We start from the raw sequence: 19,828 nt of genomic DNA on the forward strand, positions 1-19,828 counted from the left end.
GAGCGAACAGATGGGGAAAAAAAATAACCGATCAGGCCAGCCAGTTGTTGTTGTTGCCATTGTTTTCATTGTTCTTCTTGTCGCAACGGGCACTGTGCTCGGGGTCAAGTATCTGCTCAAGGATGACTCCCGCCACCGACAGCGCCGGATTCAAATGGTCACTGTGGTTAAGCCGCCGCCTCCGCCGAAAGTTAAAGAAAAACCACCGGAACCGGAAGTAAAGAAAAAAGAAGAGATCATCAACCCGGAACCCGAGGAGATGCCTCCTGAAGCACTTGATGACCAGCCTCCGGATGAAGCCCCGCCCGGAGAGGACCTGGGTCTGGACGCCGACGGTACCGCCGGATCGGACGGTTTCGGGTTGCGGGCCAACAAGGGCGGACGGGCGTTGATCGGAGGGGGGGGGGACTCCGTATCCCTGATGCGCCGCTATGCCTGGTACACCCGAATGGTTCAGGACGAACTGAGCAAACGTATGAAACGCCACATGGAGGAGAACGGCGGTATCCCCGACGGCGATCTGAAAACGATGATTCAGATCCGACTGGATGAATACGGCAAAATTGTCGATTATCGTCTGACCCGGTCCTCGGGAAATTCCAAAATGGACGATGCCGTGGTCAGTGCCCTGAAACTGGCAACCATCGACGAACCCCCTCCCAGGGGAATGCCCCGCACCATCAAGCTGAAAATCTCCGCCAAAGGATAGCCTATAGTCGATTTCTCCAACCATCACTGGTCGCCGAAATTAAGGGGCCGTGACCATCGCATTGCGACCATTGCCAACTAAACCGATACATTGATAAAATCAGGAGCCTTTCCATGCACAGACGATTTACAGCTGCCGTTCTTATTGCTGGGTTTCTACTGCTTTTTTTTGCCGGCATGCTCTCTGCCCAGGAGCAGACTTCGGCTGGATTGACTAACGATCAGGCGCGGGCGATTATCGACCTTTTGAAGGAAAAAGGCATTCTTACTGAAGACGAGGCAACAGCCTTCATGGAACGGATCGACGGTGCCGGTGATGTGGCCACGGCACCGAACGCACCTATCATCGCTCAAGAACCCCCTTCCGAACCGGCGACCAAGAAAGATCTCGCCAGCCTCGAAGAGAAAGTCCGACGGACCAGCGAGGCCACCATGCTCGACCACCGGTTGCTGACGCGGCGCATCGACGATATGGAATCCGGTGTTATCGATCAGTTGGTTGACAAATCCATAAAATCCGAATGGACCCAGCGTATCTCGATCAGTGGTGATGTGCGCCTGCGTTACCAGCAGGACACTTTCGTGGATGACAATGCAACGTTCGTCAACCCGGATGATACGGATAGTGTGATGAATACCACAGAAGACCGCTATCGTTTCAGATATCGGGCTCGTCTGGGCATGAAGGCCAAACTGCTCGATTATCGCGAGGCCAACGTGGGTAAGCTGGAGGCCGGTTTCCGGTTTACTACCGGTAATGAGGACGACCCGGTTTCCACCAACGACACCATGGGCGACTACTTCAATCGGGACAGCTTTGTCTTCGACCGGGCCTATCTCAAGTGGAAGTGGCATCCCATCAATCCGTGGTTCGATCGAATGCCGCAGATCAGCATTGTCGGTGGGCGGTTTGCCAATCCCTGGTTCTCCACGGATCTGGTGTGGGATGGGGATCTGAACTTTGAAGGACTTGCGGTCAGTTACGAGACCGATACCGAGCAGATGCGGCCCTTCAACATGTTCCTGACCGCTGGAATTTTCCCCTTGGAGGAAGAAGCGTTTTCGAGCCGCGACAAATGGTTATGGGGGGCGCAAGTGGGATTCGAGTATTTACCGCGCTACGACATGGCCTTTACCGTGGGGATCGCATATTACGACTACCGGGAGATCGAAGGGATTCAGAATGCTGCAAATTCCGACCTGTATGATTTTACGGCACCTGGGTACCAGCAGAAGGGTAATACGCTGATGGATATCGACCCGACGGATGACATCCAGACTGCCCTGGCCACGGATTATGACATCTTGGACGTTTATCTCAAGACCGATATCGGGATTTTCCATCCGGTCCACATCATCCTGGACGCGCAATATGTCAAGAATTTCGGCTTTGACACGGATCGCGTGGCCGAAGTCACCGGCGACGACAGCCCGGTAGAAGACACCGATGGCTATATGTTCGGGGCCACGGTCGGGTATCCGAAAATCGTCAATTTCGGGGAGTGGAATATTGGGCTGAAATATAAATACCTGGGCGCCGATGCCGTGCTTGACGCCTTTACCGATTCGGACTTTCACTTGGGCGGAACCAATGCCAAGGGCTGGATCCTCAAAGGCGAATACGGCCTGTATCGCAATCTCTGGCTGACCGGCCGCTGGCTTTCGTCTGATGAAATCGAAGGCCCTCAATTGGGTGTGGATACCCTGCAAGTGGATGTCAACGCCCGATTCTGATTCTGATCCATATCATGCAAGGCGCACCATTGAGAAAAAAAATTACCCTAATTTTCGTAATCGCCATTCTGGTCGTTTCAACCGGTTTTTTCGGATATCGCCTGTATACACTGTCCAAGGCCCATGCGGCGACTGTCGAAGAACTATCCGGCATGAGCCACCGGGCCGAATTGCTGCAGCACAAATACGCCGAGCAGAAAGCCCAAGCCGCCGCCTTCCAGCGGGCCAAGCTGACCGTCGAGGGACTAAAGCGTCAGGCCGAGATGAAAGCAGACGCACTGGCCGAGCAGATGGAAGCGATGAAGGCCGAAATGGCATCCATTGAACAAAAACAGAACGGCCGGATCGCTGCCCTTGAGGCGCGGCTGACCGAAAAGGACGACGTGATCGCCAAGTGGAAAGCGTCCCATTCCGCCTTAACGGATTCGTTACGGCAGGCGAAGCAGACCCTGCGTCAGCGTGACGAGAAGATTGAGGATATGGCCGAGAACACGCGACAACTCGAATCCGAGCTTGAGTTCGCCAGCCGCACCCGGGACCGGTATCTGTCCGAAAATCAAAAGATGGCCGCCACGGCCAAATCCATCCTGGCCCGATACGACGAGAAGGGCGTCTTCGCCACGGCCATCATGCAGGTGGAACCGTTTACCCAGCTCAAGAAAGTGGAACTGGAAAAACTGATCCAGGATTACTTGGATCAGATTGACGACCAGACCCTCCGGGACAGTGAGTAGAGAATCATGAGTCCTTTACCAATGACCAAGACCCTCCAATTAACTTATCGGTTCATTTGTATTGTTCTTGGCACGGTTTTCCTGGCTGCGGGGATCATCAAGGGACTCGACTTGAGCCGTTTTGCCGTCCAGATCGGCCAGTATGGTATTTTCCCAGGTGATATCCGGCTCCTCACCGGCGTGGCCTGGCTGATGGTGGACGTGGAAATGCTCCTTGGTGCGGCGCTGCTGGTTAACTGGCATCCCCGAACCTGTCTGCGCATCACCGCCGGATTGCTGGCCCTGTTCATCGGAGCGCTGGCCTGGGCCATGTTTCAGGGCAATATTTCCGACTGTGGCTGTTTTGGTCCGGCAGCCCGCAGGGGACCGGTCCAGGCGCTGTTCGAAGATGGGTTGATGTTGGCCGCCGCGTTGGCGGCCTGGCAATTGAGAACCGCGAGCACACACATCCGGCATCCGGCGAAAGGCTGGGCGGTTGCCACGGCGGGCATACTGTCAATGATTTTGCCTCTGACCACGGGTGTCATGGATAGTGACCTGAAGGTGGTTGACAGGCCGGAAAGCATCCAGCTTCAGTCACTGGATGGACAGCCGATCGCTTTTTCAGGGGAAAACTTCCTGCTTGTCCTGATGTCCACGGAGTGCGGGCACTGCCGCGAGGTCGTACCCCTGCTCAATGACATCACCGCCGAAATGGGCGAACGCATTCCCGTGTATGCGGTGGCAGCCAATCCGAAACCGGACATTGACCGGTTCGTAGAAGAGAACTGTACCTTTTATCCGGTGCTGGCCGTCGAAGAGAAGAGCTTGATTGCGCTGATGGGCGATGAACCATTGCCGCAGTATCTTTTTATCCATAATGGGCAGGTCGCAGACCGTTGGTTTGCCATGCCCCCCGAAGTCCAAGCCCTCATCGACCTGTCCGGGATTGGACAACACTCATAACACAATTTCCATTGCCGGCATCCTTTTTCTTATTCTTGTCGGGTATTGCCGCGTTGACCGGAATACGCCGGCGCATCCGCACATAAGAGAATCCTTATCCATTCCAACCCTCTGAGGAGAGGTAACATGATGATCACCCGATCCACAATCGTAAGCCTGGTTTTATTGCTCTGCCTTTCATTCGGCGCCCTGGCCTCTGACGGTCCGGACCGCACGGCCAGAAAGTACTACAAAAAGGGTACCGATGCGTTTGAAAAGTCCGATTTCGATGGCGCCAGGACCAATCTGCAAAAGGCGATCGAGAACTATCCGTCCTATGCAGATGCCTATTTCAAGTTAGGCAATGTCGCCTTGAAAGAGAAGAAACTTCAAGAGGCGGTCAGCGACTTTGCCAAAGCGACGTCCATCGATCCGGCGCACGCCGACGCCCAGTTGGCGTTGGGCCGGATATACCTGGCCGCCCGCAAGCCGGAAGCGGCCCTTCAGCGGGTGGATACGATCCTGAAACGCCAGCCGGATAATCTGGATGCCATCCTGGTCAAAGGATCTGCATTGCTGCTCGAGAAAAGAACCGGCGATGCCATCCGACTGCTCGATCCGCTTTATGCCAAAGGGCAGCGCGATGTGAACCTGATTGTGTTGCTTTCCAGCGCGTATTTCAAAAAAGCCGATCCCGACAATGGGAAAAAAATCCTCGAATCGGGGATTGCCAAACATCCCCAATCGACATTGTTGCACCTTCAGCTGGCCAATTTCCTCTTGAGGCGCGGCGATCTCAAGAATGCCCAGGCGACCATGGAAACAGTGGTGAAGATCGATCCGGACAACGCTGCCCATGCCATCGCCCTGGCTCGGCTCTATTGGCAGACCCAGGATAAGGAGAAGGCCGAACACCTTTTGGCGCGCAGCCTGGAACAGAATCCGGCCGATGCGCCCGGAAGGATTGCCATTGCCAACTTCTATCTCGAAGAAAAGCAGATCGACCCGGCCAGGGACATCCTTTTGGCAGGAATTGCGGCCGGAGATCCCGGGGTGGCACTGAAGCTGGCCCTGGGTGAATTGTACATCAAAACCGGCAACGCCCAGGCGGCTGTCGATCTTCTTAAAAGCGACCTTGAACAAAACCAAACCGCCGGCGAGACGGAACGGAATCAGTTGCGCAATGCGCTGGCCAAAATCTATATCGCTGCCAGGGATCCCGCGACGGCCAAGACCTATGTTGAGGCGGTTCTGGCCAATGACCCGCACAACCTTCAGGCCCTTGCATCGCGGGGCATGGCCCTGAAGGCGACCGGGAATCCGCAAGCCGCGATTGTCGACTTCAATCAGGTGCTGGCCCGCCAACCGGATTTTCTGGGGGGGTATATTCAACTGGCCGATGCCTATGTGATGCGCCGCCAGCTTCAGGCCGCCAGGGAGACACTGGACAAGGGGCTTCACCTGGCACCGCATAACCGCGAACTGCTCATGGCCGCCTACCGGGTCAATCTGAAAGATAAAGATTACAAACAGGCCGAAACCCACCTGCGTACCCTGGTGGAAGAATCCCCGGATGCCGTCGACGCCCAGGCCGAGTTGGGCGATTTCTATCTGGCGCTGAATGATGAGAGCAGTGCCCGCCGGGAATACAGCGAAATCGTGCTCAAGGCCCCCCGTTCTCCCATCGGGTATATCAAGCTGGCCCGTTTATACCTGCGCCAGGGTAAGAAAGCGAGCGCGGTGGCCCAGCTGCGCAAAGGGTATCAACAAGGCGGCAAAAACCCGCTGCTGGCCGCCGAATTGATTACCGCCCTGCTGACCGCCGAACAATATGACGACGCCATGGCCCTGTGCGATGCGCGTCTGAACGAAAAACCCGATGAAGCCCTGGCCCACGATCTTAAAGGCAAGGTCATGACACGGATGAAGAAATTCAAGGCTGCCCAAAAGGCTTTTGAAAAAGCCGTTGCATTGGAACCCAAATGGCCTCAGGCAGGCAACGATCTCGCAGCGCTTTTTATCCTGCAGGATAAGCGGAAGGAAGCCATCGCTCAATTCAGGAAAGCGCTTGCCGACAATCCTAAGAACCCGGTGGCCTATCTTACTTTGGGAAAGTTGTATGAAGATAAGCGGGAGTATGAGAAAGCCATTGAAATTTATAAAAAAGGCGTCGGCCAGGTTCCCGGTTTCTGGACGGCGGCCAATCGCCTGGCCTTTCTCATAGCGGACCGGACCACATCCATGGAAACGCTGGATGAGGCTCAAAAGATCGCCTCTGCGGCCTTTCGGATGAAACCCGGAGAGGGGATGATCGTCGATACCCTGGGATGGATCCATTACAAAAAAGGGGAAACCGAACAAGCCCTGGCACTTTATGAGAAGTTAATTGCGGCGGCTCCCGAAGATCCGTTGATTAACTACCATATGGGTGCGGTGTTGGAAAAAGACGGAGATATCGAGTCGGCCAGAAAACGGCTGAAGACCGCCACCCGTGGCGATACCGCGTTCATGGGGCGCGAGCGCGCCGAGGCCATGCTCAAGAAGCTTGGATCCAAAAGTTGAATTAGGTAGGCCGTCTTTCATCTTTATCCGCATCCATCGCGGCCCCTCACTCGAGAAAAAGAAAAGGGCCGATCCTTACGGATCGGCCCTTTTACATTGATCTTGTGCGAACGATTCGATACGGTGATTAATCCATTCGATCGCGGCTATCGTAATTCCGAAGGGGAGGGGAAAATCACATGTACGAACATTACTACGGGCTTTCCGGCAAACCATTTAGCATCGTGCCCAACCCGGAAGTCTTGTTTCTCAGTAAAAATCACGAAAACGCCCTGACCTACCTGGAATATGGACTGTCCGAACGCGTGGGCTTCATTCTGCTGACGGGGGAAATCGGCATTGGTAAAACTAGCCTCATCCGACATATGATGCAACGCGTGGACAATCAGATGGACGTTGCGTTTATTTTCAACACCAATTTCTCCTCCGACGAGCTTTTCCGGCTGATCCTCAGTGAATTCGATGTCCCCTTCGCCGGACTGAGGAAAGACCGCCATTTGAAGACGCTTTTCCACTTCCTGATCGACCGGTATGCCGCCGGTCGACAAGTCCTTTTGGTCATTGACGAGGCTCAGAATCTTCCACCGACGGCCCTGGAAGATGTCCGTATGCTCTCAAACCTGCAAACCGATGATCACATGCTGATCCAGATCATGCTGGTCGGCCAGCCGGAACTGAAGAAACGGTTGCAGATGCCGGATTTCCGCCAACTGGCCCAACGCATTGCCGTGCACTACCATCTTGGCCCTTTGGATCTGGATCAGACCCGGAACTACATCGCCTATCGAATCGACACGGCCGGAGGATGCGCAGATCTTTTCTCTCCAGAGGCGATTGCCAGCATTCATCGCCATGCCGGCGGCATTCCCCGCACCATCAATCTGCTCTGTGACTCGGCATTGGTTTACGGATATGCCGAAGACTTGAAAACGATCGATGAAAACGTGATCGAAAAAGTCTTGGCCGACGAGATTTGCCTGGCGGCGGTGCCTGCTTTGCCACCGGTTGCCGAGCCGACGATTCCTGGGCCTGGCGCATCGGAGATCGACCGACTTGCCGAGCGTGTCAGTGTTATCGAGCGTAGCCTTGCTGAACTCAAACAAGACCTGGCTACTCTTAGCCAAGAGGTCTATAATCAACTGTTTGTCAAATACCAGGAACTGCTTATCAACGAACGTAGGCGCAACGATGAACTGATGGCCAAATATACTCGCCTTTTGCACACGATGAGAGAAAACTAACGGTGGATCGGTTAAGATCCAATGAAAAACCGGGTGTTGCGCCCAACCCTCATAAAATACCCGTCAATGACCGTACCGATGCGCTGTGGCCCGGTTGAACTGGTTGAGAACGAATCCGGCCATTTTTTCCTGGGGAAGCATTTCGAGGGCCTGGGTGAGATCTTGCCGGCGGGTGATTCCCACCCCGACGACCAGGATAATGCAATCCACCAGGGGGGCGAATGTCAGTGCGTCCGCACCTCCCATGACCGGCGGCACGTCGAAGATGACATAACGGTCCGCATAGCGGTTTTTAAGTTCAGCCACCAGCGTCTGCATGCGCGGCGAACCCATCAGTTCGGCACTCTCGTGAACCGGCTGGCCACCGGAAATAACGGTGAATTTCTCGATTCCCGGCCAAGTGATGATATCATTCATGGGCACCCGTTCTTCCAGGTAGTCCCGCAGACCCGATGAACTGGGATAGCCCAGATAGTGGTGAATCGATTGGCGGCGCAAATCCGCATCCACCAGGAGCACGGTTTGGTTGTATTCCCGTGCGAAGGTGGCTGCCAGGTTGATGGCCGTGACCGTCTTGCCCTCGCCGGGAGCGACGCTGGTGACCATGATCGTATTCCAGGTCTTTTCCCTCCCGATTTGCCTCAGTTGCGTTCGGAGAACCTTGTAATAGTCTACTTCTGCAAAATCGGCGGATAAAGCTACACAGTGGTTGCTGACCGCAGTCTCAAGATCGATAGCGGCGGTCTTTGATTCGGAGTACACGGGTGCGTGCCAATCCGATCCGGGGCGGGCTGCCGGAAATGATGGGGACGCCCCAGGGGAAAGCGGACCTTTGCCTCCGCCATGGCTGTCTCGTTCCCGTTTGGCCTTGTCCAGTGCTTTTCTCAGGTTCATTGGCAAAAAATCCTTTACATCGGCGGCAGGCGCCGCATTAATTTGGCCCAGAAAACGTCCAGGTCCATGACCAGAAAATGGAATGCCAAAATGCCGGCCACGCACGCCAAAACGCACACCAGCCCCACCAGCATGCGCTTGCGGTTCCGTATGCGGCGATCCGACGGCGTCATGATGGTGGGGATGCTTACCAGAAGGGGCAGGTTTGAGAGCCTGGCCAGATCCTGGGGGGCGTGGATGGACTGGTCGGAGAACTCCCGCAAGGCGGCAAACCCGACGCCAGCCCCGATTCCCAGCACCACACCGATCAAACTGATGGCCAGCCGGTTGGGCTTGAAGGGTTTTTCCGGTAGCCGCGCCGGGTCGATCAGGGTGAAGCGTTCGCCTTTTTGCTCCTTTTCCAGCCCCAGGGCCACGTTGGCTTCCATGGCTTTTCGGAGAAGATCCTCGTACTTGGCCTGGGTATTGTTGCGATCCACCAACAGGGCATTGTAGGTTTGCTCGATTTTGGGGGTGGTCTCGATCCGTTGGCGGTAATCTTCCGCTTTTTCCATCATCGCCGTTTTTTGCTGCAGCAGGGACTTGATCTCGGCGCGGGTGCTGGAAAGCTGGGCGGCCAGGGTGATATAGGCGGTGTTGTCCGGCTGCTCCAGCCCACCGTCCGGTTTATTGGCCATCCGTTTTTTCAATTCATCGATTTCGAGGTGCAGTTTCTTAACATCTGGATAGTCGTCGGTGAACTTGCTACGCAGGTTGACCAATTCGATCTCCGCAGCCTTGAGGCGCTGCTTTTGCGGGTCTTCCATTTTCGGGATGCTGGCCAGTTGGGTTTCAAGATAACCTTCGCGTTCCCTGAGGGATCGTATCTGGTCGTCCATGCGTTGGAGGTTGGTCTCCATGCTGTTGAGGGACTGCAGGTTGACCTGCAGCATCTCGGGCAGGGCGTTGACATGCTGGGCCTTGAAAGTGGTGATTTTTTCCTCCAGCTCGGCTAACTGGGCGCGTACCCGATCGGTTTCCTCTTTTAAAAATTCGGTGGTCTCGGTGGTTTGGCGCTTGCGTACCTCGAGGTTTTCGCTGAGGAAAAGCGAGACCAGCGTATCGGTCACCCGCTGGACCGTGGCGGCGTTTTTGCCTTCATAGGAGAGGGTGAAGGCAATCGTGGCAGCGGTGGGCCGACCGGTACGACGATCGATGGTGTCCACGCTGATCAGGTCAAGGTGGATATCCTCACGCATTTTCTCGACGATTTCTTCGGTGGTCCAACGGTCTTTATATTCAGGGTAGAGATTGAAACGATTGATGATCTCAACCAGGCGTCCGGTGCTCATGATGCGCTGCTGGGTGGACTGGATGCGCTGTTCGGCATACCCGGTGACCGTGCTCATGACGAAGTCGGCCGGAATATCCTGCTCTTCGATGAGAATGGTGGCACTGGACTTGTATATCGACGGCAGCAGCAAGGCCACCAGTCCGGCAACCAATACAACGAGAACGGATGGGATGATCAGAGACCATTTGCGACGGTTGAGGATGTCGACATAATCTCCAAGTGCCAGGGGGGTATCTTCCATGTGCGCTATGTTGCCTTTCGTCTTCTTTTGATGGTTAATGGGAATGACCAACGATTTTTACCCCTCACCCCGACCCTCTCCCCTGAGGGGAGAGGGTGTGTATGGATGCGGCCCTCTTGCCTAACAAGCGGGTTGTCTGCGTTCCCTCGCCCCTTGGGGAGAGGGACAGGGTGAGGGGGATTGGCTTCAGGCAAAATCCAATCCATCACTCCAGCCAGTCGTGCTCGGCAACCACCTGGATCAGGAACTTGTTGCGCTCGGCAGTTGTGCCCGCCTCACGCTTATCGTAGATCGTATAGAAATACTTTCCGCTTATCGCCACCTTTCGGTTCAGTTCCCAGCGTATTCCGGTCTGGAAATTCCAGGTCTGGGTGTCGATATCGTTTTGCGTGGAATCCTCCTTGTCGCTTTTATTCTGGTACCATTGAAACGCGACATTACCACGTAAATTTTCCAGCAGTTTCATGCTGCCGCCGATTCTTACCGTGGTCCGGTTGGCGGTGCCGTTCTCACCACTCACCGGTGTCAGGTCGTGAGAAACAAGCAGACTGGCGTTGCTGCGTTCACCCTGGTAGGAAATTTCCAGGGTGCCGACAGCCCCCCAACTACTGTAGCTTTCACTCTCTTTCAAGGGATCGGTTTCCATTGAATAAAGGCTTATCCGTTGCCGGCTCGTTGACTCCGATTCCGATTGACTATAACGTCCACCCAGGTCAATCGAGAAATTCAGTTTTTCCGAAAGCGCCGATTCGGTTCCCAATGTAAAGGAGTAATTGTCAACCGTATACTCGTCATCGAGCATATACGTGAAGTCATAGGATCCCGCACTTTTTGTAAAATCATATTCCCGATCGAAATTGTAATGACTGAATCCGGCATTCATGTGGCCGGTGGTACGCGCGATCCACGCTTCCAGGCTGCGGTTCATGAATAGGAAAATACTGTAATCCCGGCGATCCGACGTTTCCGGATCATCAAAATCCTCGCGGTTGAGGGCTGCGAAGATACCGCCGGAAGTCACTTCCGAAAATATGTAGCTTGCCGTGGCAGAGGTATTGAATCGTTTGCGGCGGGTATTTTTCAGCACCATCCCGGTGGTTTCGATGTCGCGGTCCGGCCGATTGTCGTCACTGGCATGCCCCTGTATTTCCAGCTGCCAGCGTTCCGTGGGCCGATAGCTCAGTATTGCGTTGTACCACTGGTCGGTATCGTCGTATTCGTCATTGTCTTGGTAACGATACCATTCCGCCGTGCCATCGACTTTGGCCGAAAGGCGTTCCCCGTTGCGCGCCCATTCCAGTTTGGGAGCGACGGTATAGATGCTGTCCGATAAAACGTTCTCGTCGGTAAGCAGAATATTGTCATTGTACGCGTAGCTCGTTGCCACCGATGTCAGTAGTTTATAATCGGCCGCCAATGCATGCGGGGAAAAGCAAAACCAAGTTGCCAGGGTTGCCAACAACGCAATGATGACAAAAAAAAACGTCAATGCCAAGCCGCCGTTTTGATTCAATGGCTTTATCAAGTTATCAGCGATCCATATGGGGTAAATGGGGGAATAGGTCTGCTATAGCATTAAATACTACAATTTGCTGATGCGTCAGTGAACCCGCTGAGTCACTTCACCACGACCACGTCTCCCCGCTGCAGCTGGATGTTCCCGTCCAACTGGTTCTCTTCCGTTACGGCTTTATAGTCGAAGGGGATCACCATGGTCTGCTTGTCCGTCTTGCGGAAAATGCGGATATCCCGTGTGTCGGCAAAAATATTCACGCCGCCGGCCATGGCCAGTGCCTGGAGGACGTCGATGTTGCGATTCAGCGGAAAATGACCGGGTCGGTTGACTTTGCCGATCACGTAGACCACTTGGCTGTTGACCTGCTGGACGATTACGCTCAAGTCCGGTTCGGGAATAAAGCGCACCAAGGCGAATTCCATCTCCGATTTGAGCTGGTCGATCGTTTTGCCGGCGGCGCGGAAGCGTCCCACCAGGGGAAACGAGAAGGTCCCGTCGGGAAGGATCACGACCTGACGCGTGAGTGCCGGATCTTTCCAGACACTGATTTCGAGTATATCACCGGCGCCCATGGCGTAATCAGGAGTGGCATCAGTCAAGGGCTGCACGACGGTTTCCGTTTGAGCGGGTGCCGGAGTGGGGATCGTTTCCAATGCCGGTGCGGCGTGGGTGCAGCCGATGGCCGTTATTGCCAGCATGCAACCAAAAACGAGAAGTTCCCTCATCGGGCGAAAAAACGGAAAGGATGGTCTGTGTATCATCATATCGGATCCTTATCGAATATATGGGCTGATATAACGCGTTGTAGATTTTCTCCGGAAGTAGGGGGGGGGAGCGGTCATGGACAATGGACAATTCAACAGCTTCCGTCAGGAGCCCTTTATCTGCTTCAACAGGGCCTCTGCCTCGGCACGTTCCGGATAGTTGCCCTCCGCCGACAATGCCTGTTCCAGTTTCTCACGGGCCTCATCCGGCCGGTTGCTGTCGATTAATACTTGTGCTAGATGGAAGTTGATCGTGCCATTGTCCGGACTTTTTTCCAAGGCCTTTTCCAGTGCGGCGACGGCCAATTGGTCATAGCCCTGCTTATAATGGATCCATCCAAGCGTGTCCAGTATGGTAGCCTCTTCGGGTCTGATTTTCTCGGCTTGTTGAGCCAGCTCAAGGGCTCGTTCCAGATCGGCGGGGATCGTTGACGCCGACAGGATAAAGGCCAGGTTGTTCGCGGCTGCCCAGCGCTGGGGATCGACCGATAGGGCCTTTTCATAGACGGCCTTGGCTTTTTCCTCCTTGTTTGTTTTTTGATAAAGTAGGGCCAGGGTCATGAATGCGGCGGTATTCTTGTCATTTTGAGTGATGGCGGTTTCGAGGTTGGCGATGGCTTGATCGGTTTTGCCCTGGGAAAGGTACAGGCGGGCCAGATTGTCATGGGGGACATTCCACTCGGGACTGCGCTGAATTGCCGCTTTAAGAGACGCTTCGGCGCTATCCGCATCCTTTTGGGCCAGGTAGACCTGGGCCATTAAGTTGTAGGTGAAGGCATTGTCCGGATAAGCGGCAATTTTCTCATCGCACATTTTTTTTGCGGTGTCGGTCTTGTCTTCCAGGATGTAGGCTTTCACCAGTGCCGCCAAAAGGGGCATCGAATCGGAGCTTTTGGCATAGCCTTTCTCAAGTATACCGACTGCGGAATCTCGATCACCACGGACTTCAAAATAGTGGGATAGCTTCAGGTATCCGGCCGGAACATTGGGCGATGTCTCGATCATCCGTGTGTATTGCTCCCGAGCCCCTTCATAGGCACTTCGAGCCATTTTGAAATCACCCAGGTCACCCATCGCGCTGACATCCTTGGGAGCGATTTCCGTGATTTTGACCAGCTGTTCCTCGGCCGAAGTCGTGTCTTTATTGGCCATGTAGACCCGTGCAAGGAAACGGCGAATCTCCTTGGATGACGGATTCTGGCGAATTCCCTGGCTGAGAGTATCAATGGCCAGTGGGATATTCTTGTTTATCAGGTGGGCCCGACCAAGCATTAAAAAGCCTTTGACGTTCTGCGGAGCTTCAGCGACGACGGTTCTAAAGGTGGTTACCGCATCGGCACCACGCCCCGCCAACAGATATAATTGGCCTTTAATAAAATTGGCATCGATACTCTTGGCGTTCTCCTTGAGAACCTCGTCGACAAGTGCCTCGGCCTTGCCGCCCTCCCGCTGCATCAGAAGAATGCCGGCCATTTTTGTTTTGGCGGTCAGAATGCCGGGATTGGCCGGGTCACTGGACAGGGATAGGCTCTCGGTAAGGGTGGCGATGGCTTGCGGCAGATTCTTCTTGATAACAAACAGGTCGGCCAGCGCTTCTCGGAACCTAAAGCTTTTGGGTGTGTCCGCGATACTCTTGCGCAGCATTTGCTCTGCCTGATCCACCTCCTTTTGTTTCAGCAGAAATTGGGTGGCGGCAATCACATTGGCTTCGCGATTCTTCTCGATCATGGTAAGCGCATTCAGGGTAGCCAGGGCCTGGTCTTTTTTATCCGTCTTCCAATAAAAGGTGGCCAGGACCAATCGATGCGCGGCGGCTTCCGGTTCCAATTGGATGTTTTCTTTCAACAGGGCCTCACACGCTTCCAACTTGCCCTTTTTCAGGTAGAAATCCGCCAATACCCGGCGCAACCCCATGGTTTTGGGGTTTTTCTGGATGCTCTCGCGCAGCATGGCTTCGGCCGCATCATATTTCTTATGGGCTTCATAGATGGTTGCCAGCATGAGGTACAGTTCTGCCGACGTCTCGCCGTTTTTGTACAGGTCTTCCAAAATGGTGCTGGCGTCGTCAATTTTTTTATTGATCAAGTAAAGCCTGGCCTGCACAAGACGCATATCCTTGTTTTGGGGTTCCTTGGCCAGCACCAGGGTAACTTTTTCCTCTGCCCGCTCAATGGCTTTGGCCGCAATGAAAATGCGTGCCAGTTCCACTTGGGCCTCAAGAAGGCCCGGATTAAGTTCCACCGCCTTGCTAAACAGTCCGTAAGCCTGTTTGAGCTCCTTCTCCTTGATCGCCACCTTGCCTAGCATGTAGTAAGCGTCGGCAAATTTGGGGTCGATCTGCAGGGCGTTTTTCAATTCCAGCTTCGCGCGTACATAATCGTCTTTCTCAAAAAGCGCCTTTCCTTTGTTGTAGAATTTTGCCGTTTTTTCTTCCTTGGAACTGCACGAGAGGCAAAGGCCGGCAACAGCGCACGCCACGATCATGAATACCAGGCTATTCCGTATGAATCGGTTGATCTCATTGTTCATATTGCACCTTTTCGCTGAAGGACGATGATGATGGTCTGCAGAATGATTTTCAAATCGTCGAAGAATCGCCAACTGTCCAGGTATTGGCAATCCAATTCGACAATTTTTTCAAAATCGGTGATCTTATTGCGCCCCGACACCTGCCACATGCCGGTGAGTCCGGGCTTGGCGGAAATGCGCCGGAGATGTTCAGTTTGAAGATGGCGCCGTTCATCTGATTATGCTTTAAAAGCTCGACCTTTTTGGCTTCGGCATCCGCGCACATGGTGCGGAATTTGATCAATTCGAATACCCGTCCATGTTGGCCCATGCGTTTCTGTCGGAATAATACCGGCCCTTTTGAACCCAGCTTGATGGCAACGGCAATAAATGGATACATTAACAAGAAGAGAAGACAACCGACCAGCCCGCCGGCGATGTCCAAAAGGCGTTTGTATAAAAGGCCCGCGGCATTGAAATTGTCCGTTTGCATGGTGAGAAAAGGGATACCCTGGCACACCTCCATGGATAGTTGGCAACTATACTGATGCCACATGGCCGGCAGGATACGCACCGGTAAACCGATTTTGCGGCAATAGTTCAAGTGAGGCTTGAGCTCCAGAGTTCGGTCGCCAGGAATGGCAAATACGACTTCATCGATTGATTGCTGCCGTAAAATGGTAGGCAGTTCGTCGATGGTGTAGACAATATCAGAGGTGTTGTCCGGCTCAGCGCCAATGCTGACAAGGCCCACGATTTCGTGCCCCCAGCTGATTTGCGTTTCAAGAACCCGTTTGACCAATTCACCTCTTTCTTGATCCCCGACGATCAGAATCCGTTGCACATTGAATCCCTTGGGAGAAAAATAATCGAGATAAAGTTGTCCGCTGATTCGAGCAGTCAGGAGCAAGAAAAAAGTGATCAGGGCGAAATAGCCAACAAAATCTCGCGAAAATTGTAGCCCGCTATAGAAATACAAGCCAGCGGCCAAAAAGGTAAAATCCAGCGCAACGGATTTCGTGATATTCCAGAGCAATGTCATGTAATTTGTCAACAATTTCAATCCGGCGAATATCAGAACGGATACTTCATTTCTGTTTGAAGGTTTTGTCATTTCAGAACTCATCAAAACGGGATGCCCCCCGCGTATATTAAATTCTGGCGTACCAAAAATAGGCATGAGATAGATATCATAATAGACGACGGAAAAGATCTAAAGTCTGTTGAGATTAAATATCAACTCACAGCCCTCCGCCCCATGCCTCAGCCCCCCCTGCTTTTCCGCATTTCTTCCCTTCTAACCTTCCGCTCTTCTTACTTTTCCAACTGCACCGGCACGTTCCCGTTTTGCAACGACTGCTGACTGGCCTCCAGGATTTTGACGACCTCCAGCCCGCGTAAACCGTTGCAAATTGGCTGGGTATCGTTCTCGATGGCATCGAGAAAATGGTTCAGCTCCACATTGATGGGCTCCTTGCCTTCGATTTTGGGAATCACGATGTCCCCGTATTTGTACGAGTAGTGAAACTCGGCAAAGCTGTCGTAGTGCTTGGGGCCCTCGACCCCCTTGTCGTACAGTCGGATTTTTTCCGTGGGCTGCACGTCATCGTATACCATCATCTTTTTGCTGCCCACAACGGTCATGCGCCGGACCTTATCAGGGTCCAGCCAACTGACGCTGAGAAAAGCCAGCAGGCTTCCCGGAAATTGCATGGTCATCTGGGCCACATCCTCGATGGTGTCGTTGACGTGGGGGGTGCCCACGGCGGTGATCGTATGAGGCTGGCGGCCCAGCAGATAGGTGATGATGGAGATATCGTGGGGCGCCAGATCCCAGATCACATTGATGTCCGGCTGAAAAAGCCCCAGGTTGAGCCGCTGGGAACTGATGTAATAGATATCGCCCAGTTCTCCCGATTCGATGATGGCTTTCATTTTTTGCACCGCAGCGGTGAACAGAAAAGTGTGCCCGACCATCAGCTTGCTGCCGTTTTGGCCGGCCAGGTCGATCAGTTCCCGGGCCTGTTCCGAAGTTGATGTAATGGGTTTTTCAACAAATACATGCTTGTCGGCGGTCAGGGCCTGTTTGGCCAGCTTGTGGTGGGTATGCACAGGCGTGGCAATGGCTACGGCATCAATGGACGCGTCATCGATGATCTCCTCATGGTTCGTCGTCACCTCGATAGAAGGGTAGAGTGTTTTCATGTGATTCAATCGATCCTGATCCAAATCCGCAACGCGGACCACATTGCTACGGCCGATTTGCATAAAATTCCTGATCAGGTTGGGGCCCCAGTATCCACATCCGATAATGCCTACTCGAATCATCGTCGTCTCCTGCTCTTAGTGGCCGCCCTTACCGAAAAAGATCACCGGAAAGGTTTGCAGAACAATTTTAAAGTCCAGCCAGAGGCTTGCGTTGCTGATATAGTACAGGTCCAGAATGACCATTTCTTCGAACGTAACCGCGCTGCGTCCCAACGCCTGCCACAATCCGGTGCAGCCCGGCAGCACGTTCAGTCGCTTTTTGTGCCAGTCTTCATAGCAGTCCCACTCATAGGGTAGGCAGGGTCGGGGACCGACCAGCCCCATGTCGCCGACGAGCACGTTGTAAAACTGGGGGAATTCATCCAGGCTGGTCTTGCGGATGAACTTGCCGAATTTGAATATCCGGGGATCGTCGGTGATCTTGAACACGTTGATATCCTTGCCGGTGGCACATTCTAGATTACCCTTGATGAAGTTGGTCACATAATCCTTGTGGATGTTGCTGCTGTTGCCGACATGCATGGACCGGAACTTGTAAAAGTCGAACGGGCAACCGTTTTTGCCGATGCGCGTCTGCTTGAAAATAACAGGTCCTTTGGAGGAGAGCTTGATGCCTGCGGCGATGATGAGAAAAAGCGGCGACAGGACAGCCAGGGCAACGGTGGACAGCAGGATGTCGAAAGTTCGCTTGTCCTTCCAGGAATTGCCATCCAACGGCTTTTGGGGCAGGTCGATGACCGGGATGTTGGCATAGAGTTCCACGTCCATTTTTTTGGCGATTACCGCCAGAAAGTCGGAATAGATCCGAACCGCCACAGCGGTTGCCAGGCAGGATTCCACGATATGAATCAGCCGATTGTAGGGCGCATGGTCGATGGCGATCAGGATCTCATCGACATCCAAGTTCCGGATGGCATCCCCGAGACCGTCCAGATGGCCTATGTTTTTGTATCCATTAAAGATGTCGATCCCTTTGGCTTTGTAATCGTCCAGGAAGCCCACGATGATAAAATCGGAAAATTCGTCCGCCATCAGGGATTTGGCTGCAAATATGCCCGCCTGGTCTCCACCGACGATGAGCACCTTGCGTCGCTGGATTTTTTTTCGTGTCAGGTATCGATACAGCGACTTCCCCAGTATCGGCCGGTAAAGGACAAAAACGGGCAGGGCGATCAGATAGAAATCGATCAGCAGTTCGCGTCCATTATAAATCAGGTAGTAGAAGTTGGACAGGGCCATGAATACGATGAGGGCAATAGAACCGCCGATCAATGCGTTGAGCAATTTGGCCAATTGTTTGAGGTGGGTGATTACCACATTGCGTTTATACAGGCTGGTGTACCGAAAAGAGAAAACGAAAATAACGATAAAAACCGCATACAAAAACAGGTGAGACAAACAACTGTACGCGCTGTCAAAGGAAAAATCGATTTCAATGACGTTGATGCGGGTAATGGCGTAGAAATAGGCGATGGTCAACAGCGCAACATCGACGGCCAGAAATATGTATTTGAACGGCGGCTTTTTAAATTTCATGTTCTTTTTCTGAGTACTTTGGCCGGATTGCCGACAACGACGGTATTGGGGGGAACGTCCCGGGTCACCACGGCGCCGGCTCCGACAAGGGCGTTTTCGCCAATGGTGATCCCGCACAAGATGGTGGCGTTGGAGCCGATGGAGGCCCGTTTGCAGATCCGGGTGGGGATGCACTCCCATTCGTCTTCGGTTTTGGGTGCCCCCTCAGGGTTGGCCGCCCAGGGATCGCGGTCGTTGATGAACATTACACCGTGGGCCACCATGACTTCATCCTCGATGGTCACGCCTTCACAGATGAAGGTATGGCTTTGAATCTTGCAGCGTTTGCCCACCGTCACGTTTTTCTGTATTTCAACGAATGCGCCGATGCGGGTGTCGTCTCCGATCTCGCAGCCATACAGGTTCACGAAGTTGTAAATTTTGACGTTCTGTCCCAGTTTTACGTCCGGGGCGATTACGTTGATGCCGTCGGTCATGAAATATTCCTTAGTGTGTGGAAGTGCATTAAGATAATCAGAGACAAAGAAAAACAGAAACCAAGAAGATCAGAAGAGCAGAAGATCAGAAGATCAGAAGCTCGAAGTCTCAAAAGATCAGAAACAAAATTTGGAAGCATTTTTTCTGACTGAATTCAGCATGTCGATGATCTGTTCGTATTCGTCTTCAAGTTCATTGTGCGGTATTTCAACGGCAGTTATTCAACCTGACCAAAAACAATCAGCGTAGCATTTTAAACACCCTGCGCAAACTGGCGGCAATGACATGGCAACAGGTATACTCGGATAATGGTTTAAAATGGGAGCTTATTCTGTCCCAAAGGGGGCCGGGCGATAATAAGCTTTACAGTTTTCGAATCAGCAGGGGA

General features: G+C 53.3%; 16 protein-coding genes and 1 pseudogene. 7 read left to right on the top strand and 10 right to left on the bottom strand.

Annotation, left to right across the window (positions count from 1 at the left end; all coding sequences use genetic code 11):
- Window positions 1-10: 10 nt before the first annotated feature.
- From GN112_RS30200 to GN112_RS30230, 7 genes are all read left to right on the top strand, one after another.
- Window positions 11-709 (top strand): energy transducer TonB, encoded by a 699-nt coding sequence (locus GN112_RS30200; RefSeq protein ID WP_155313541.1) that lies wholly within the window; start codon window positions 11-13, stop codon window positions 707-709.
- Window positions 710-822: 113 nt separating this feature from the next.
- Entirely contained in the window at window positions 823-2,442 is a 1,620-nt protein-coding gene (locus tag GN112_RS30205; protein ID WP_155313542.1) for a putative porin, read from the top strand.
- A gap of 29 nt (window positions 2,443-2,471) precedes the next feature.
- Entirely contained in the window at window positions 2,472-3,176 is a 705-nt protein-coding gene (locus GN112_RS30210) for a hypothetical protein (RefSeq protein ID WP_155313543.1), read from the top strand.
- A gap of 21 nt (window positions 3,177-3,197) precedes the next feature.
- Window positions 3,198-4,121, top strand: a complete 924-nt coding sequence (locus GN112_RS30215; RefSeq protein WP_162459182.1) for a TlpA family protein disulfide reductase — start codon at window positions 3,198-3,200, stop codon at window positions 4,119-4,121.
- Between the two features lie 11 nt (window positions 4,122-4,132).
- Complete coding sequence (locus GN112_RS35495; protein WP_414736157.1) at window positions 4,133-4,207, top strand: VPLPA-CTERM sorting domain-containing protein; 75 nt, start codon at window positions 4,133-4,135, stop codon at window positions 4,205-4,207.
- A 40-nt stretch (window positions 4,208-4,247) separates the two neighbouring features.
- Window positions 4,248-6,662: a tetratricopeptide repeat protein gene (locus GN112_RS30225; protein ID WP_155313546.1), complete on the top strand. Its 2,415-nt coding sequence runs from the start codon at window positions 4,248-4,250 to the stop codon at window positions 6,660-6,662.
- 179 nt (window positions 6,663-6,841) lie between these two features.
- On the top strand, window positions 6,842-7,903 hold the full coding sequence (locus GN112_RS30230) for an ExeA family protein (RefSeq protein WP_155313547.1): 1,062 nt from the start codon (window positions 6,842-6,844) through the stop codon (window positions 7,901-7,903).
- 63 nt (window positions 7,904-7,966) lie between these two features.
- On the opposite strand, the gene GN112_RS30235 is transcribed toward GN112_RS30230, so the two are convergent.
- From GN112_RS30235 to GN112_RS34965, 10 genes and pseudogenes are all read right to left on the bottom strand, one after another.
- Entirely contained in the window at window positions 7,967-8,797 is an 831-nt protein-coding gene (locus GN112_RS30235) for a CpsD/CapB family tyrosine-protein kinase (RefSeq protein WP_155313548.1), read from the bottom strand.
- A gap of 14 nt (window positions 8,798-8,811) precedes the next feature.
- Complete coding sequence (locus GN112_RS30240; RefSeq protein ID WP_155313549.1) at window positions 8,812-10,371, bottom strand: GumC family protein; 1,560 nt, start codon at window positions 10,369-10,371, stop codon at window positions 8,812-8,814.
- Between the two features lie 205 nt (window positions 10,372-10,576).
- Window positions 10,577-11,758: a porin family protein gene (locus GN112_RS30245; protein ID WP_162459183.1), complete on the bottom strand. Its 1,182-nt coding sequence runs from the start codon at window positions 11,756-11,758 to the stop codon at window positions 10,577-10,579.
- Window positions 11,759-11,988: 230 nt separating this feature from the next.
- A complete protein-coding gene (locus GN112_RS30250) occupies window positions 11,989-12,651 on the bottom strand; it encodes a polysaccharide biosynthesis/export family protein (RefSeq protein ID WP_155313551.1) in 663 nt (220 codons plus the stop codon).
- A gap of 105 nt (window positions 12,652-12,756) precedes the next feature.
- On the bottom strand, window positions 12,757-15,180 hold the full coding sequence (locus GN112_RS30255) for a tetratricopeptide repeat protein (RefSeq protein WP_155313552.1): 2,424 nt from the start codon (window positions 15,178-15,180) through the stop codon (window positions 12,757-12,759).
- Window positions 15,177-15,329: a sugar transferase gene (locus GN112_RS35500; protein WP_155313553.1), complete on the bottom strand. Its 153-nt coding sequence runs from the start codon at window positions 15,327-15,329 to the stop codon at window positions 15,177-15,179. Before GN112_RS35500 ends, GN112_RS30255 begins: the two co-directional genes overlap by 4 nt.
- An 80-nt stretch (window positions 15,330-15,409) precedes the next feature.
- Window positions 15,410-16,339 (bottom strand): annotated as a pseudogene (locus tag GN112_RS30265) (sugar transferase); the annotation flags it as partial.
- Between the two features lie 134 nt (window positions 16,340-16,473).
- Window positions 16,474-17,487 (bottom strand): Gfo/Idh/MocA family protein, encoded by a 1,014-nt coding sequence (locus GN112_RS30270; protein WP_155313555.1) that lies wholly within the window; start codon window positions 17,485-17,487, stop codon window positions 16,474-16,476.
- 15 nt (window positions 17,488-17,502) lie between these two features.
- Complete coding sequence (locus GN112_RS30275) at window positions 17,503-18,963, bottom strand: sugar transferase (RefSeq protein ID WP_155313556.1); 1,461 nt, start codon at window positions 18,961-18,963, stop codon at window positions 17,503-17,505.
- Window positions 18,960-19,439 (bottom strand): acyltransferase, encoded by a 480-nt coding sequence (locus tag GN112_RS34965; RefSeq protein ID WP_155313557.1) that lies wholly within the window; start codon window positions 19,437-19,439, stop codon window positions 18,960-18,962. Before GN112_RS34965 ends, GN112_RS30275 begins: the two co-directional genes overlap by 4 nt.
- Window positions 19,440-19,828 lie beyond the last annotated feature (389 nt).

The organism is Desulfosarcina ovata subsp. ovata, from assembly GCF_009689005.1.
In the GTDB taxonomy this organism is placed as follows: Bacteria; Desulfobacterota; Desulfobacteria; order Desulfobacterales; family Desulfosarcinaceae; genus Desulfosarcina; species Desulfosarcina ovata.

Coding starts and splice junctions, on each gene's coding strand:
- GN112_RS34965 (WP_155313557.1), bottom strand. CDS start 19,439: ATGACCGACGGCATCAACGTAATCGCCCCGGACGTAAAACTGGGACAG.
- GN112_RS30240 (WP_155313549.1), bottom strand. CDS start 10,371: ATGGAAGATACCCCCCTGGCACTTGGAGATTATGTCGACATCCTCAAC.
- GN112_RS30200 (WP_155313541.1), top strand. CDS start 11: ATGGGGAAAAAAAATAACCGATCAGGCCAGCCAGTTGTTGTTGTTGCC.
- GN112_RS30275 (WP_155313556.1), bottom strand. CDS start 18,963: ATGAAATTTAAAAAGCCGCCGTTCAAATACATATTTCTGGCCGTCGAT.
- GN112_RS30270 (WP_155313555.1), bottom strand. CDS start 17,487: ATGATTCGAGTAGGCATTATCGGATGTGGATACTGGGGCCCCAACCTG.
- GN112_RS30215 (WP_162459182.1), top strand. CDS start 3,198: ATGACCAAGACCCTCCAATTAACTTATCGGTTCATTTGTATTGTTCTT.
- GN112_RS30255 (WP_155313552.1), bottom strand. CDS start 15,180: ATGAACAATGAGATCAACCGATTCATACGGAATAGCCTGGTATTCATG.
- GN112_RS30225 (WP_155313546.1), top strand. CDS start 4,248: ATGATGATCACCCGATCCACAATCGTAAGCCTGGTTTTATTGCTCTGC.
- GN112_RS35500 (WP_155313553.1), bottom strand. CDS start 15,329: ATGTGGCAGGTGTCGGGGCGCAATAAGATCACCGATTTTGAAAAAATT.
- GN112_RS30235 (WP_155313548.1), bottom strand. CDS start 8,797: ATGAACCTGAGAAAAGCACTGGACAAGGCCAAACGGGAACGAGACAGC.
- GN112_RS30250 (WP_155313551.1), bottom strand. CDS start 12,651: ATGATGATACACAGACCATCCTTTCCGTTTTTTCGCCCGATGAGGGAA.
- GN112_RS30230 (WP_155313547.1), top strand. CDS start 6,842: ATGTACGAACATTACTACGGGCTTTCCGGCAAACCATTTAGCATCGTG.
- GN112_RS30205 (WP_155313542.1), top strand. CDS start 823: ATGCACAGACGATTTACAGCTGCCGTTCTTATTGCTGGGTTTCTACTG.